This window comes from Corynebacterium sp. sy017, from assembly GCF_017918135.1.
Lineage (GTDB): Bacteria > Actinomycetota > Actinomycetes > Mycobacteriales > Mycobacteriaceae > Corynebacterium.
Genome location: NZ_RZUE01000001.1, coordinates 674151 through 688331, shown reverse-complemented (window position 1 = coordinate 688331; position 14181 = coordinate 674151). Strand labels below are relative to the sequence as shown.

Here is a 14181-nt window from a genome sequence, read left to right as displayed (position 1 = left end):
TAGCTCCCATGTTTGAGCGCTATCAATGGCTTGAGAGGAATCTGCCGAAACGACTACGCTGGCTTGCTTTGGTTTTCGCTCCGGCGGGCACGAGCTGCATCGTATTCACCGCTGGCCTGCTGAGCGTCGCCGGTTCACTGGTGATCACGGCAAGTATTGGCAGAGTGACGTCAGGTGTAAGCACTCCAGTCAGTGTTATTTGGTTTCTCATCTTGGGATTCCTAGCTGAAAGTGTCGGGTACTGGGTCAAGGAACGCCAAGAGTTGCTTCTTACTGTCGCGGTTCGGCAGTTGACTTACCGACGCTTTCGGGAAATTTTTGGGAGCTCGTCTGTTTCACGGCAAGCCCACGAGTATGTTCTAACGTACCCGACGCAAATCAGCCAGTTCGCTTTCATTGTTGATTTCGCCGTCTCAGCGCTTCAGATTGTGGCCTTTCTCGTTACTTCGCTCGTGTTGTATGGTACAAGCGGCGCTGTTGCTGTATTGCTTATCGCCGGATTAGTGCTCCTCAGTGTCCGACTCGTCCACTTGGTAGGCGCACTGTGGAAGCAGTATGTCGCTCTAGAAGGGGAGCGCAGACGCTGGATCCAGCGCGTAGCGGACGCGCTGCCGCGAGGGCAGGCCATTCCCAGTTGGGGCAACGCCCTGGGTAAAATTGCCCGCATCCGAAACTCCGAAGAGCGGCTTCTACACAGACGCGTACCACTACAGGTTCTGAATGGATTCCTTGAGCGGGGAGCGCTGACTACCACGCTCGCTGTTGTTGTGATTCTCGGTGCATGGCTCTGGCCTGCTACTAGTTTCGGTATTGGAATCATCCTAGCGGCTCGTTACCTGCACGCAGCTGTGCAGAACAACATTGTGAACTATCGGGTTATCCGGCTTGCTGTGCCGATGATGCGTGAGCTCGACAAACTCGAGACGACTCCGAATCTCGCGGAAGAACAGCAAGATTTGGAGGAGCCTCCTTCGATTGCTACAGAGGTGCTCGAGGCCACTTGTGATCGCGCTGAAGCCTTGCGCATGTCTGTGACCAACTGTGATTCTGCTTTCGTACCTTGTAACCCGGAAATTCCTCAATCTGTGTTATCAGCATGGCGGACTTCTTCTTCACCACAACAAATATCTCAGTTCACGAGCCTCGCGTTAGATATGGGGCTCAATGAGGACGTAATCAAACGGTTATGGCAGGACGCAAAAACTTTATCATCGGGAGAGAAGCACCGTGCCGCAATTGCTCTCGTCTTGGTTGACAAACCACACTGGCTAATTCTGGACGATACGTTCGCGGCACTCGATCCTCTGACACGCGAAGTAGTGGCCGAGAGGATTTTGGAATGCGTTCCAGTGTGCACGCTCATAGCGAGTTCGGAGGAGTATGTGCCTAATGTGTTCACCCCCGACAGTAACGTGAGGGCAGACCGTCGGGAGTTAGAGGGCTATGTTCCCAGTATCGCTGAAGGAGTAGACGACGGTTCAACAGATACAGGTGAGGTACAGGATCTTCCCGACCCTCAACAGAAATATGCCACGTTCCGACGATCAGTCGGGTTGTTGTTTGGACCCCACGTGGTGTGGATTGCGATTGGTGCTCTACTGCTGGGTAGCTCCGAGGTTGCTTTTGCGTTGACGCTTGCCCAAGTTGATGCGCTGTCTGCTCAGATTGCTGCAGTTTCAGCTGCCTGCGCGTTGGCAGCAATCGTTGGATCTGTCATGTTCTTTGGTTCGATCTATCGAGTTCCGATCGCTAGGTTGAGCTGCTTGCACGGCAGGATTATGCAGAGGATCAATTACTTTGCCAGTCCTAGGACAAGTGGGGCGGTCGTGGGGCGAATCGGTGAAGACTTCTCTGACCTTCAGATGTCGGTGCCTAGTGCCCTGGGTTCGGTATTCCTAGTCAGCGTGCAGACCGTTATGCTCATCGGAGGTGCAGTGGCCGGCGCCCCGCTGTTCCTCATTGTTGTCTTGGCGGTTGTTCCCCTCGCGCTACTCGCCATGCGTCAAGGATCGAAGTGGATTCTCCCCGCCTCAACGACAGTTGCGAATAGTCGAGGAGAATTCATTGGAGCCGTTGGAGCACAGGCTGGCTTACACAATGTGCCCGTGAGCACGGGGCTGAATCGGGCTGTGGAAGAAGCCTATGCTAATTCAGAGACTACATATATCAGCAGCTCGGTTCAGTTGGCGAATGCGTATGCGCTCCGCACAGGACTGATTCAGTTGCTCGTGTTATCACTGAACGTTTCCGCAGTGATGCTGGTGCTGTTGTTCGGAGAATCAAGTTCACTGGTTGCTCCTGTGGCCGTAATCTATTTTGCAGTGACTCTGTCGTCTGGTGTTCAATCCACAGTGGAAACATTACAAGAGGTTGGCGTAGTCGGCTTGACTATGGAGCGTGTTCGGATGCTCGAAGAGTTTCAGATGGTTCGCTCTCATCCACCTGTGCGGTATGCCGATCTGGAACGGCTGGAGAATGCTCTTGATTGTGGGTATTCGATGGTTGCTTTGATTGGACCAACTGGCGCTGGGAAGTCTGTCATACTTGATGCTCTGTACTATCGACATCCCGAAGGTGAGGTTGCTATCGTGCCAGATGTTGATCCATTCGCGTCTGAGTTATCAGATTTGAGTGGTATCGCGCTTGCACATTCCGTTCTGCGGGAAGACACTGCCCGACTTATTTTGCTCGATGAAACCTTGAAGAAGCTCACTCCTGCACAGGAGCGCGCTGAGATCGAGTCGCTGGCGCGCGCTCTCGAAGGCACCGGCAAGCAGATTGTGATTGTTCTCCACTCGCGCTCTAACCTCGATTACTTCAGGGCAGTGGTGAATCTGAATGAATGAACTGGTAGAAGAACTACACTTTTCCGAGACTATTCAGAGCACAAAGCCAGATTTACCGAGCCATACTTGTCGTGTGGTGTTTATGAACGAGTACGGTTTCTCGTTGTATAAACCTGACCGCGAAGTAATCCCACCTTGATAGCAGCATATCCGATCCTTGACATTGTCCATCGAAAACGTACAGTTTTCGGTACAGGAGGTGGGTTATGAAAAATCATGAGCTATACCGAGTCTCAGGCGAATTGCGCCCAGGTGCTTGACGACGTCGTCGATAATGGTGAGGAGACGATTATCACGCGTGCTAGCCAGAACCAGTCGTCATTGTCTCGCTCGCAGAGTATGAGTCCTTGAGGGAAACTGCTATCTTTTATGTTCTCCCGCCAATGCTCACAACACGTGTTTTCTCTTTATGGTCTTGGTGATTCACTTGCCGTATTGGATGGGGTGTGACCCCTAATCTCACCTGCTATCAGGAAAAGAAAACCTCTCGGTTTGCGTATCCGACTAGGTAAAACGCGTAACCTGAGAGGTTTGGTTCGTACTCAAACCTTGCAAAAGCTGAGTGCATGAGTACATACGTGGAGCTAACGGGATTCGAACCCGTGACCCCCACACTGCCAGTGTGATGCGCTACCAACTGCGCCATAGCCCCAGTGAGTAAAGAGTTACACACTGCAGCTTATGGTACTGTACGAGATTCCTAAGAAACAAAATGCCTGTTAATTGCCCTGATAATGGCATTGCACACTGAGAAGAAGTAGTGATAGTTGAGTTGTTTGAGTGTGTCTTTGTCCCATTGTTTTCGTATCGTTCTGCTGCGGTATTTAGGGGCTTATACTGGCGATTAGCTTTTTTACGTTGTTATGAGTTATAGTCTTAATCCGTACCGCGCACTATTGTGTTGTAGCTCTATAAGCTAATAATCATTAGTGTTGATGTATGCCGGGACGTGGCGCAGTTTGGTAGCGCACCTGCTTTGGGAGCAGGGGGTCGCAGGTTCAAATCCTGTCGTCCCGACCAAAAACTATCACCCTCATCCAAGTATTTTTTGGGTGAGGGTGATAGTTTTATTTAGGTTCATATTTTTCTATTACACACAGGAGAGTGACTCCGTTGAAGAGTTCCGTCGAGAAGCTGAGCGATACCCGCGTTAAGCTCACCGTTGAAGTGCCTTTCGAGGAATTGCAAGGCGAAGTAGATCAAGCATACCGTGCTATTGCCCAGCAGATTACCATTCCTGGTTTCCGTAAAGGCAAGGCACCACGTCAGCTTATCGACGCTCGCGTGGGTCGCGGTCCTGTATTGGAGCAAGTTGTCAACGATATGCTCCCATCTCGTTACCAGCAGGCTGTTGAGGAAAACGAGCTTGTGGTGCTTGCACAGCCAACCATCGACGTTACCAAGATTGAAGATGGTGAGCTTGTTGAGTTCGTTGCTGAGGTAGATGTTCGCCCAGAGATTACCGTTCCTGATTTCTCTCAGATTTCTGTGACTGTTCCGGCACTCAAGACTGATGAAGAGGCTGTGGACGCAGAGATTGATCGTTTGCGTGAGCGCTTTGCTGAGCTTAAAGATACTCGTCGTAAGCTCAAGACTGATGACTATGCCATCATTGATCTTTCAGCTGCTGATGTTGAAGGCGAAACTGTTGAAGACACCAAGGCAGAGGGGCTTTCTTACCGTGTTGGCGATGGTTCCTTGCTTGATGGTCTAGATACTGCACTTCGTGGTCTTAAGACTGGTGAGTCTGCTGAGTTCACTACCACGATTAAAGATGGTGAACACGCTGGTAAGAAGGCGACATTGACTGTTCATGTGCAGCAAACTAAGGAACGCAAGCTTCCTGAGCTTGATGAAGAGTTCGTTCAGACTGCGTCTGAGTTTGACACTGTGGAGCAGCTACGTGAGTCAGTGAGCTCTCGAGTTGCAGAGCAGGCTAAGGCTGCTCAGGCTGCAGCTATTCGCGACGAAGTCCTCAAAGCTGCACTTGCTCAGACGAGTTTCGAGTTGCCTGAAGCAATCGTCGAGGAGCAGGCTCATGCCCAGTTGCATCAGGTTATGGGACAACTTGCTCACGACGACGAGGCAGTGAATTCCCTCCTTGAGGCGCAGGGCACTACTCGTGAAGAGTTCGAGGCTCAGGCGCGTGAGGCAGCTGCTGAGTCAGTTCGTAACCAGCTATTCCTTGATGTTGTTGCGGAACAAGAACAGCCAGAGGTATCCCAAGAGGAGCTTACTGACCACATTCTCTTTACTGCACGCTCTTATGGCATGGATCCAAACCAGTTTGTGGCGCAGTTGCAGCAATCAGGTCAGATCGCTCAGCTTTTTGCTGATGTTCGTCGTGGTAAGGCAATGGCTGCCGTACTTACCCGTGCATCTGTGACAGATGATGAGGGTAACACAATCGACCCTAATATCTACTTCGGTGAGGAAACTGAAGCAGAGGCGGAATCCAAAGAGAATGACGCTGCAGAATAAGTTTTATACGTGAGCGTTACACTCTACGAAGACCTACGTGCCAGGTGGCGGGTAGGTCTTTGTGCTTTGCGTATAACTCTTTTGTCTATCGCTGGTCTGTACCGACTGACTATACCGCCAGCAGTGACTCATCAACGCTGTGAGCGAACAAGGACTTGTTTAGTCGAGAGCGTTGGTATTGTTAATCTCATTGCTTGCATTAAGCATTTTTATAAAAATTTAAGGAGACACCATGAACCAAAATCCAGCTGTAGGTGATTCTGTTTTTGATCGCCTGTTGCGTGATCGTATTATCTTCTTGGGAACAGAAGTCAATGATGAGATAGCTAATAAGCTATGCGCGCAGATTCTTTTGCTTTCTGCAGAAGACCCTCATCGCGATATTTCTCTTTACATTAACTCCCCAGGTGGCTCTGTTACTGCTGGTATGGCAATTTATGACACCATGAAATACTCGCCATGCGATATTGCTACTTATGGCATGGGTCTTGCTGCATCAATGGGGCAATTCCTCCTCTCTGGTGGTACCAAAGGTAAGCGTTTTGCGCTGCCCAATGCGCGCATTATGATGCACCAGCCCTCGGCAGGTGTGGGTGGTACTGCTGCGGATATTGCGATTCAGGCTGAGCAATTTGCGCAGACTAAGAAAGTTATGGCAGAGCTAATCGCAGAGCATACTGGTCAGAGTGTGGAACAAATTACAAAAGATTCTGACAGAGATCGTTGGTTTACCGCTGAGCAGGCAAAAGAATATGGTCTTGTCGATCATGTGATTACTTCCGCTCAGGGATCAATAGCTAATTAGTATCTACAGAACATATCAAGGAGAATTCCACTATGAACAACGCTATGCAGATGCCTAGCTCACGTTATGTATTGCCATCTTTTATTGAGCAATCAGCTTATGGCACAAAAGAAACCAATCCTTATGCCAAATTATTCGAGGAGCGCATTATCTTCCTTGGTGTGCAGGTAGATGATACTTCTGCCAACGACATCATGGCACAGCTACTCGTTCTTGAAGGACTCGATCCTGATCGTGACATCACCATGTACATCAATTCACCTGGTGGTTCCTTTACATCTCTCATGGCAATCTATGACACTATGCAATATGTGCGTCCAGATGTGCGTACTGTATGTCTTGGCCAAGCAGCATCAGCTGCTGCGGTATTGCTTGCTGCTGGTGCTCCAGGAAAGCGTGCAGTATTGCCAAACTCTCGTGTGCTGATACATCAGCCTGCTACTGAGGGGGCGCGCGGACAAGTATCTGATTTGGAGATTCAAGCGCGAGAAATTGAGCGTATGCGTACACTCATGGAGCAAACTCTTGCACGTCATACTGGTCGTAGTGCAGAGCAGATTCGCATTGACACTGATCGAGATAAAATTCTTACCGCCCAAGAAGCAGTAGAATATGGCATCGTCGATCAAATTTTTGATTACCGCAAGCTCAACGGCTAAAGACCGGTTCAACACCCCGGAAAACCCTTAGAATACACCTCGGGAAAACTGAGGTGTATTCATTTTTCTGTGTATTTCAGAAGATTAACGTGCATTGATAAGCGTCGTGCAGCGTTTTATACATAGAAAAGACTAGAGTGGGTAAGACCGGGAAAAACATTAGCAAAAGAAAGTGACTGGCACCTCTACAATGTCGCGTATGCAAGAAAGTGCTGATCTGCTCAAATGCTCATTTTGTGGCAAGAGCCAAAAACAAGTGAAAAAACTTATCGCTGGTGGCGGCGTATATATTTGCGATGAATGTATTGAGCTATGTAATGAGATCATCGAAGAAGAACTAGGGAAAGAAAACGCTCCGGCGCAGGAAGCTGCGGCAAAACTCCCACGTCCCTCTGAGATTGCGGCATTTCTAGATAAATACGTTATTGGGCAGGATGAGGCAAAGCGCACCCTTGCGGTGGCAGTCTACAATCATTACAAGCGTGTTCGTGCCGACGAAGCGAGCAGCATTAGTGCTCGTTCAGGGCAAGAGGAGCAAACAGAGCTCCAAAAATCAAACATCCTTTTACTCGGTCCAACAGGGTCGGGAAAAACCTATTTAGCTCAAACCTTAGCGCGTTTGCTTGATGTGCCTTTTGCTATTGCTGACGCTACCTCATTAACTGAAGCTGGCTATGTTGGTGAAGACGTGGAAAATATCTTGCTGAAACTTCTTCTTGCCGCAGATCATGATGTTGAGCGGGCACAACGTGGCATTATCTATATTGATGAAGTTGATAAAATCTCGCGGAAATCAGAAAACCCATCGATTACTCGTGATGTTTCTGGTGAGGGCGTACAGCAAGCCTTACTGAAAATATTGGAAGGAACTGTCGCGTCCATTCCACCTCAAGGTGGGCGCAAGCACCCCAATCAAGACTTTATCCAGCTTGATACCACAAATATCTTGTTTATCGTCGCAGGTGCGTTTGCTGGCTTAGAGAAGGTTATTGAGGATCGTAAAGGCAAAAAAGGGTTAGGGTTCGGCGCTGAAATTACCACCAAAGAAGAACGGGAAAATACACATATATTCCGTGAGGTGCAGCCTGAAGACCTGGTGAAGTTTGGTCTTATCCCTGAGTTCATTGGTCGCTTGCCCATTGTTGCTGCCGTGGATAATCTTGATCGCCAATCCTTAGTGCGAGTGCTGACTGAGCCGAAGAACTCCTTGGTGAAACAATACCAACGTCTTTTTGAGATGGATGGTGTGGCATTGCGTTTTAGCGAGGATGCACTGTTAGAAATTGCTGGTCAAGCGGTGGAACGTGGCACTGGTGCTCGTGGGTTGCGAGCAATAATGGAAGAAACATTGGTGCCGATTATGTATGACATTCCTGATCGGGAAGATATTGCAGAAATTGTGGTTACTGCGGCGTCGATTCGGGGCGAAGAAGAGCTCCGTATCATTGAAGCTGGCGCAGAAAAAACTGCCTAGCGATAGATCCTAGCGTGGGGTGGCGGTTTATAGATCGCCATCAATGCCGAAATTGAGATAACCATTGTTGTAGTTAGCATTTGTGGCATTATCGCTGCTGCCGAGGTAGCTCACCTCATCGGTGGCTTTAATGGGAGAGGTCAAAAATGCTAGCACTGCGTCGGTTGCCATACGTGTGAGTCCTTGCGTATTGGCGTCGTCAGCAAGGTCAATATCATAAAGATTTAAGGTGATTGACCGATGCGAAATTCGGAAAATAGCCAAAGAGACGATGAGCGCAAAAATATCCTGAGCAGAAATACCTGGTCGGAATGCTCCAGAGTCTTGTCCTTGCATGAGTATTTTATCGAGTTCGAGGATAACTGCGGATTGGTCGTCGAGTAGTTTTGTGTCTTCCACTGCATCAGGGTGGTGCAGATTTTCAATCAGTAAGAGCCGAACTGCGTGTGGATTTTGGATATAGCAACGGAAAATAGCCTCGACAATAATGCGGATTCCCTCTGCCGCAATACCCGAGTCATTCTGAATTTCCTCAGCTGAGGGGCGTAATAACTCGATAGCGTGAATGAGACAGCTGTGATAGAGCCCTTTCTTATCCCCAAAGTGGTAGTGAATCATGCGCTTTGTCATGCCAGATTCTTTAGCGATTGAGTCAAGACGAGTGTCGGCATAACCAGATTGAGCAAAGGCAACCATAGCAATATCAAGGACATCATCTGTCAATGCTTGTGAAAGGGAGTCAGAGTTGTTCATTATTGTCTCTTTTACTATTGCTGGTTACTAAATTTTTGGCGCCCTCGTGCACGAAGCGTCAGCAGCCTCTACAAGAAGATACAAGAGATAAATGTACCGAAAGTTTTTAACTCATTGTCTTGCTATCCGAAACAGCGCATATTTTTACATACCTTTGGGGGTGCTTTGCAGCTAAGGGGTGTTTTCTTGCTTAAAAATAGTACACAGAATGATCTGAATAACTCACGACGACCACCTAAAGATAAATACCGCCTGACCAACAAGACAGGGTAATATGGTTTGCCGTGATGAATAACAACCGCGCAGATAAATTACCTCGTCAATGGGACCCTAAGGCCGTCGAAAGCGAACTTTATGAATCGTGGGTAAAAGCTGGATATTTTGAGGCTGATCCGCATAGCACCAAACCAGCTTTTTCCATTGTATTGCCGCCGCCAAATGTTACTGGCCAATTGCATATGGGGCATGCGCTTGACCACACTCTCATGGATAGCATTGCACGGCGTAAGCGTATGCAAGGTTATGAGGTGTTGTGGCTGCCTGGTATGGATCACGCAGGTATTGCGACCCAAACCAAAGTAGAGGGAATGCTCAAAGAAACTGAAGGCAAGAGCCGTTGGGATTATGGGCGCGAGGAATTTATCCACAAGGTGTGGGAGTGGAAAGAAAAATATGGTGGCACTATTGACCAGCAGATGCGTGCCATCGGTGATTCCGTTGATTGGTCTAAACAGCGCTTTACTCTCGACGAGGGACTCTCGCGCGCGGTACAGACAATTTTTAAGGCGATGTATGACAAAGGCATGATTTACCAGGCACATCGCCTTGTGAATTGGTCACCAATTTTAGAGACGGCAGTGTCTGATATTGAAGTGACCTATAAGGACGTCGAAGGCGAGTTGGTTTCTATCCGTTATGGTTCGCTTAAAGACAATGAGCCTCATGTGATTGTGGCAACGACGCGAGTGGAAACCATGCTTGGTGATGTTGCTGTTGCGGTACACCCTGAGGATGAACGCTACAAGGATCTGGTGGGTACGAGTTTGCCGCACCCATTTTTACCTGAGCGTTCTTTGATTATCGTCGCAGATGATTATGTTGATCCCGAGTTTGGTACTGGTGCGGTGAAAATTACTCCAGCGCATGACCCTAATGACTATGCGCTCGGTATGCGACATGGTTTGGATATGCCGACCATTATGGACGCAACTGGACATATTGCTGATACTGGTACTGAGTTCGACGGCATGGATCGTTATGAGGCGCGAGTGAAAATCCGAGAAGCACTCGCCAAGCAGGGGCGCATTGTAAAAGAGGTACGTCCTTATGTTCATTCTGTCGGACATTCTGAACGCTCTGGTGAAGCAATTGAGCCACGACTATCCTTGCAGTGGTTTGTCAAAGTGGAGGAACTAGCCAAAATGGCGGGTGAAGCTGTGCGCAGTGGGGATACAAAAGTGCACCCTAGCGCTCTTGAAGCTCGTTATTTTGAGTGGGTTGATGATATGCACGATTGGTGTATTTCTCGCCAATTGTGGTGGGGGCATCGCATTCCTATTTGGTATGGTCCAGAGGATGCTGATGGTCAGCGCGATATTGTTTGCGTGGGGCCCGATGAGCAACCACCGGCAGGTTATGAACAAGATCCTGATGTGCTCGATACGTGGTTCTCGTCAGCGCTCTGGCCATTTTCGACGATGGGCTGGCCAGAAAAAACACCAGAGTTAGCGAAGTTCTATCCAGTATCGGTACTGGTAACAGCCTACGACATCCTCTTTTTCTGGGTGGCGCGCATGATGATGTTTGGTACTTTTGCTGCACAGTGCACCCCAGAATTATTAGGTACGAGCGCTGAGACTGATCGCCCACAAGTACCTTTTACTGATTTATATTTGCATGGTTTGGTTCGTGATGAACATGGACGCAAAATGTCTAAGTCCTTGGGTAATGGTATTGATCCAATGGATTGGGTGGATCGCTTTGGCGCCGACGCCCTGCGTTTTACCTTGGCACGCGGTGCGAATCCAGGTGTCGATTTACCAGTGGGTGAGGATGCTGCACAAAGTTCGCGTAATTTTGCAACCAAGCTATTCAATGCCACAAAATTTGCTTTGATGAATGGCGCGCACATTGGTAGCTTGCCTGCTAGAGAAGAGCTTACCGACGCTGACCGATGGATTCTTGATCGATTAGAAACCCTACGCTGCGCAGTTGATGATTATTATGATCGCTATCAATTCGCTAAGGCTAATGAAGCACTCTATCGTTTTACTTGGGGTGAGTTCTGCGATTGGTATGTAGAGTATGCCAAAGTGCAGATTCCACGTGAGGCTAGTGCTGCTGATGCTAAGCAGCTACAGGTTGGGGAGAATACGCAGCTTGTTCTTGGGCATGTGCTCAATACGGTTTTGCGCTTGTTGCATCCAGCAATGCCTTTTGTGACGGAAGTATTGTGGAAAGCTCTCAGCGGTGAAGAAACTCTTACCCATGCTCAGTGGCCAGATGAGCGGTATGGCAATGGTGGTGCGGCTATTGATGAACGAGCTGCACAGCGTATTGCTGACGTCGAAAAGCTCGTTACTGAGATTCGTCGATTCCGTTCTGATCAGGGCGTTAAGCCTTCACAAAAGGTGCCAGCACAGGTTGATTTCGCTGCGTGTGATTTGGCGGAGCAAGAACAACTGGTTCGTTCTTTGGCAAAGGTCGACGCACCTGGTGCAGATTTTGCTGCCAGCGCAAGTATTGAGGTGGCGTTGAGCAACTCTGTGGTAGTGGTAAGCCTTGATACCTCTGGCACTGTTGATAAAGCAGCAGAACGTAAGCGGCTCGAAAAGGATTTGCTTGCTGCACAAAAAGAGGTAGAGACAACGCAGAAGAAATTGAATAATGAGTCTTTCTTAGCGAAAGCGCCCGAGGCGGTGGTGGCAAAAATTCGGGATAGGCACCAGGTTGCCGAAGATGAAGTCACCCGTATTAGCGCTCGGTTGGAGGAGCTGAATTAAGTGAGCGATACGCGTGATACACATGAGGGCATACCGTCTGAGAAGAAGCATTCTGAGCAAGAGCACGTTGCTGAGCTAGGGCATAGCTCGGATATTATTAGCGAGGATTCTTTTGCTTCTCTGGCAGATATTTCCCAATTGCTCTCTGATGAGGCTGGGTTGGATCTTGGTGAATTAGAGCTCAATGAGTCTGGTTTGTCGCTACCGCTTAGTCGGGCACAACAGGCTCAGGATACACCTGCTGGTGATGATGCTCAGGATTTTTCCTCTGGGCAGCGTCGTGAGATAACCGATGAAGATCTGCAAGCATTGGCTGCGGTGGAAGCTGAGCTGAATCAGCGGTGGAGTGAGGAAAAGATAGATCCGAGTTTGGATCGTATTGCCATGCTTGTCGATGTGCTTGGACACCCAGAGAATGCGTATCCAAGTATTCATGTGGCTGGGACGAATGGTAAAACCTCCACTGTGCGCATGATTGAGTCACTGTTGCGTGCTTTTCATCGTCGTACTGGGAGAACTACCAGTCCACATTTGCAGCTTGTTACTGAGCGTATTGCTATCGACGGTGCCCCAATCCATCCCAGCGATTATGTGCGGCATTGGGAAGAAATAAAACCCTATGTAGAGATGGTGGATCAGCGTAGCCAAGCTGAGGGCGGACCACGGATGAGCAAATTCGAGGTACTTACTGCTTTGGCTTATACTGCTTTTGCTGATGCGCCAGTTGACGTTGCTGTTGTGGAAGTAGGCATGGGGGGTCGATGGGATGCCACTAATGTGATTAGTGCTGATGTGTCTGTGATAACTCCCATTGGGCTTGACCACACCGATTATCTTGGCGAGACAATAACTGAGATTGCTGAGGAAAAAGCTGGGATTATCAAGTCGCGGTGGAATAGTGACGATCTCTTAGCACCTCCAGATAACGTCACCATTGTTGCTGAGCAAGATCCTGCTGCTTTGCGAATTATCCTGGAGCAAGCAGTGGCAGCTGATAATGCTGTGGCACGTGCAGGCAGTGAGTTTGGTGTGGTAGCTGCGCAGCTGGCGGTTGGCGGGCAGCAAGTAACTATCCGCGGTTTGGGAGGAGAATACCCTGATATTTTCTTACCATTATCAGGAATACATCAAGCACATAATGCTGCTGTAGCTTTGGCTGCTGTTGAGGCGTTTTTTGGGGCAGGAACTGGTCGCCAATTGGATATAGACACAGTACGTGCGGGGTTTGCTGCGGTGCAGTCGCCAGGGCGATTAGAACGAGTGCGTAGTGCACCAACTGTGTTTATTGACGCAGCGCATAATCCTCATGGCGCGCGGGCTTTGGGGCAGGCATTATCTGGTGAATTTGAGTTTTCTAAGCTCATTGCGGTTGTTGCTTGTTTGGCGGATAAAGATGTACGTGGCGTGCTCATGGAGTTGGAGGCTCATGTATCTGAGATTGTGGTTACTACTAATTCCTCACCGCGTGCATTATCCACGGAAGAACTAGCAGAATATGCGCAGGAAATTTTTGGTGATGAACGAGTGCATACGGCGGAGGATTTGCCTGGTGCTGTAGAGCTAGCTGTCGCGCTTGCTGAAGACACAGATATGCAATCAGGGGCGGGAGTTGTTATCACTGGTTCGGTTGTGACCGCTGGCCAAGCCCGAGCACTTTTTGGAAAGGAACCAGCATGAGGGAAAAAGCTACAGCACAGTCAGTAGCAGAAGCAGAAGAAGTAGAATATGGTCCACTGGGCCCTGGTCATGCGCCAGCAAAGGATCCGCTCAAAGGTGTGCGTGGGGTGATGTCTGGCACCATGATGATGGAGTCCATCTGTTTTTACCTTATTCTCACTGTGATTTTGCGTGTGGACAATGGTATCCATTGGACTCCAGTGAATTGGGGCTATATCACTGTAGTGGCAACAGCAATGCTCATATTGAGTTTTCTGCAATTTACTCGTTGGGCTATTGCTGCCGACGTCATTATCCAGGTTTTTGCTCTTATCGGTATTTTTGTGCACCCGAGTGTGGCTATTATTGCCTTCATTTTTATTGCTGTATGGGCATATTTATTCTATTTGCGCAAAAACCTTATTGAGCGGATGAAACGTGGTTTATTAACAACACAGCATATGTAGCACTATTGCTTATGGGCGCTGCCTATGGGGGCACTGGT

General features: G+C 48.9%; 10 protein-coding genes and 2 tRNA genes. 10 read left to right on the top strand and 2 right to left on the bottom strand.

Translation table 11 applies throughout. From position 1 onward, the window contains the following. Positions 1 to 164: 164 nt before the first annotated feature. Both EML15_RS03075 and EML15_RS10115 read left to right on the top strand, forming a co-directional pair. Positions 165 to 2846, top strand: coding sequence for a hypothetical protein (locus EML15_RS03075; protein WP_210471988.1), 2682 nt, complete (start codon positions 165 to 167; stop codon positions 2844 to 2846). 216 nt (positions 2847 to 3062) lie between these two features. Beyond that, complete coding sequence (locus EML15_RS10115; protein ID WP_221932623.1) at positions 3063 to 3197, top strand: type II toxin-antitoxin system Phd/YefM family antitoxin; 135 nt, start codon at positions 3063 to 3065, stop codon at positions 3195 to 3197. 228 nt (positions 3198 to 3425) lie between these two features. Here EML15_RS10115 and EML15_RS03070 read toward each other — a convergent pair. Then, positions 3426 to 3498 (bottom strand) — tRNA-Ala (locus EML15_RS03070). Positions 3499 to 3789: 291 nt separating this feature from the next. Here EML15_RS03070 and EML15_RS03065 point away from each other — a divergent pair. From EML15_RS03065 to clpX, 5 genes are all read left to right on the top strand, one after another. Further along, a tRNA-Pro gene (locus EML15_RS03065) sits at positions 3790 to 3866 on the top strand. A 93-nt stretch (positions 3867 to 3959) separates the two neighbouring features. After that, complete coding sequence (gene tig / locus EML15_RS03060) at positions 3960 to 5327, top strand: trigger factor (protein WP_144273475.1); 1368 nt, start codon at positions 3960 to 3962, stop codon at positions 5325 to 5327. Between the two features lie 232 nt (positions 5328 to 5559). After that, positions 5560 to 6132 carry an ATP-dependent Clp protease proteolytic subunit gene (locus EML15_RS03055; RefSeq protein ID WP_144273356.1) on the top strand — a complete coding sequence of 191 codons (573 nt, stop codon included), beginning with the start codon at positions 5560 to 5562 and terminating at the stop codon, positions 6130 to 6132. A 32-nt stretch (positions 6133 to 6164) separates the two neighbouring features. Further along, complete coding sequence (locus EML15_RS03050) at positions 6165 to 6791, top strand: ATP-dependent Clp protease proteolytic subunit (protein WP_144273355.1); 627 nt, start codon at positions 6165 to 6167, stop codon at positions 6789 to 6791. A gap of 190 nt (positions 6792 to 6981) precedes the next feature. After that, positions 6982 to 8265 (top strand): ATP-dependent Clp protease ATP-binding subunit ClpX, encoded by a 1284-nt coding sequence (gene clpX, locus EML15_RS03045; RefSeq protein WP_144273474.1) that lies wholly within the window; start codon positions 6982 to 6984, stop codon positions 8263 to 8265. Positions 8266 to 8292: 27 nt separating this feature from the next. On the opposite strand, the gene EML15_RS03040 is transcribed toward clpX, so the two are convergent. After that, complete coding sequence (locus EML15_RS03040; protein ID WP_144273354.1) at positions 8293 to 9018, bottom strand: TetR family transcriptional regulator; 726 nt, start codon at positions 9016 to 9018, stop codon at positions 8293 to 8295. A 287-nt stretch (positions 9019 to 9305) separates the two neighbouring features. On the opposite strand from EML15_RS03040, the gene EML15_RS03035 reads away from it, so the two are divergent. From EML15_RS03035 to EML15_RS03025, 3 genes are all read left to right on the top strand, one after another. Then, entirely contained in the window at positions 9306 to 12020 is a 2715-nt protein-coding gene (locus tag EML15_RS03035; RefSeq protein WP_144273473.1) for a valine--tRNA ligase, read from the top strand. A gap of 120 nt (positions 12021 to 12140) precedes the next feature. After that, positions 12141 to 13697: a folylpolyglutamate synthase/dihydrofolate synthase family protein gene (locus tag EML15_RS03030; RefSeq protein WP_246858123.1), complete on the top strand. Its 1557-nt coding sequence runs from the start codon at positions 12141 to 12143 to the stop codon at positions 13695 to 13697. Continuing rightward, complete coding sequence (locus EML15_RS03025; protein WP_144273353.1) at positions 13694 to 14143, top strand: DUF4233 domain-containing protein; 450 nt, start codon at positions 13694 to 13696, stop codon at positions 14141 to 14143. Before EML15_RS03030 ends, EML15_RS03025 begins: the two co-directional genes overlap by 4 nt. Positions 14144 to 14181: the final 38 nt, after the last annotated feature.

Excerpts from the sequence above, each read along its gene's own strand:
- EML15_RS10115 (WP_221932623.1), top strand. The coding sequence starts at position 3,063 with ATGAGCTATACCGAGTCTCAGGCGAATTGCGCCCAGGTGCTTGACGAC.
- EML15_RS03040 (WP_144273354.1), bottom strand. The coding sequence starts at position 9,018 with ATGAACAACTCTGACTCCCTTTCACAAGCATTGACAGATGATGTCCTT.
- EML15_RS03055 (WP_144273356.1), top strand. The coding sequence starts at position 5,560 with ATGAACCAAAATCCAGCTGTAGGTGATTCTGTTTTTGATCGCCTGTTG.
- EML15_RS03025 (WP_144273353.1), top strand. The coding sequence starts at position 13,694 with ATGAGGGAAAAAGCTACAGCACAGTCAGTAGCAGAAGCAGAAGAAGTA.
- EML15_RS03035 (WP_144273473.1), top strand. The coding sequence starts at position 9,306 with ATGAATAACAACCGCGCAGATAAATTACCTCGTCAATGGGACCCTAAG.
- EML15_RS03050 (WP_144273355.1), top strand. The coding sequence starts at position 6,165 with ATGAACAACGCTATGCAGATGCCTAGCTCACGTTATGTATTGCCATCT.
- clpX (WP_144273474.1), top strand. The coding sequence starts at position 6,982 with ATGTCGCGTATGCAAGAAAGTGCTGATCTGCTCAAATGCTCATTTTGT.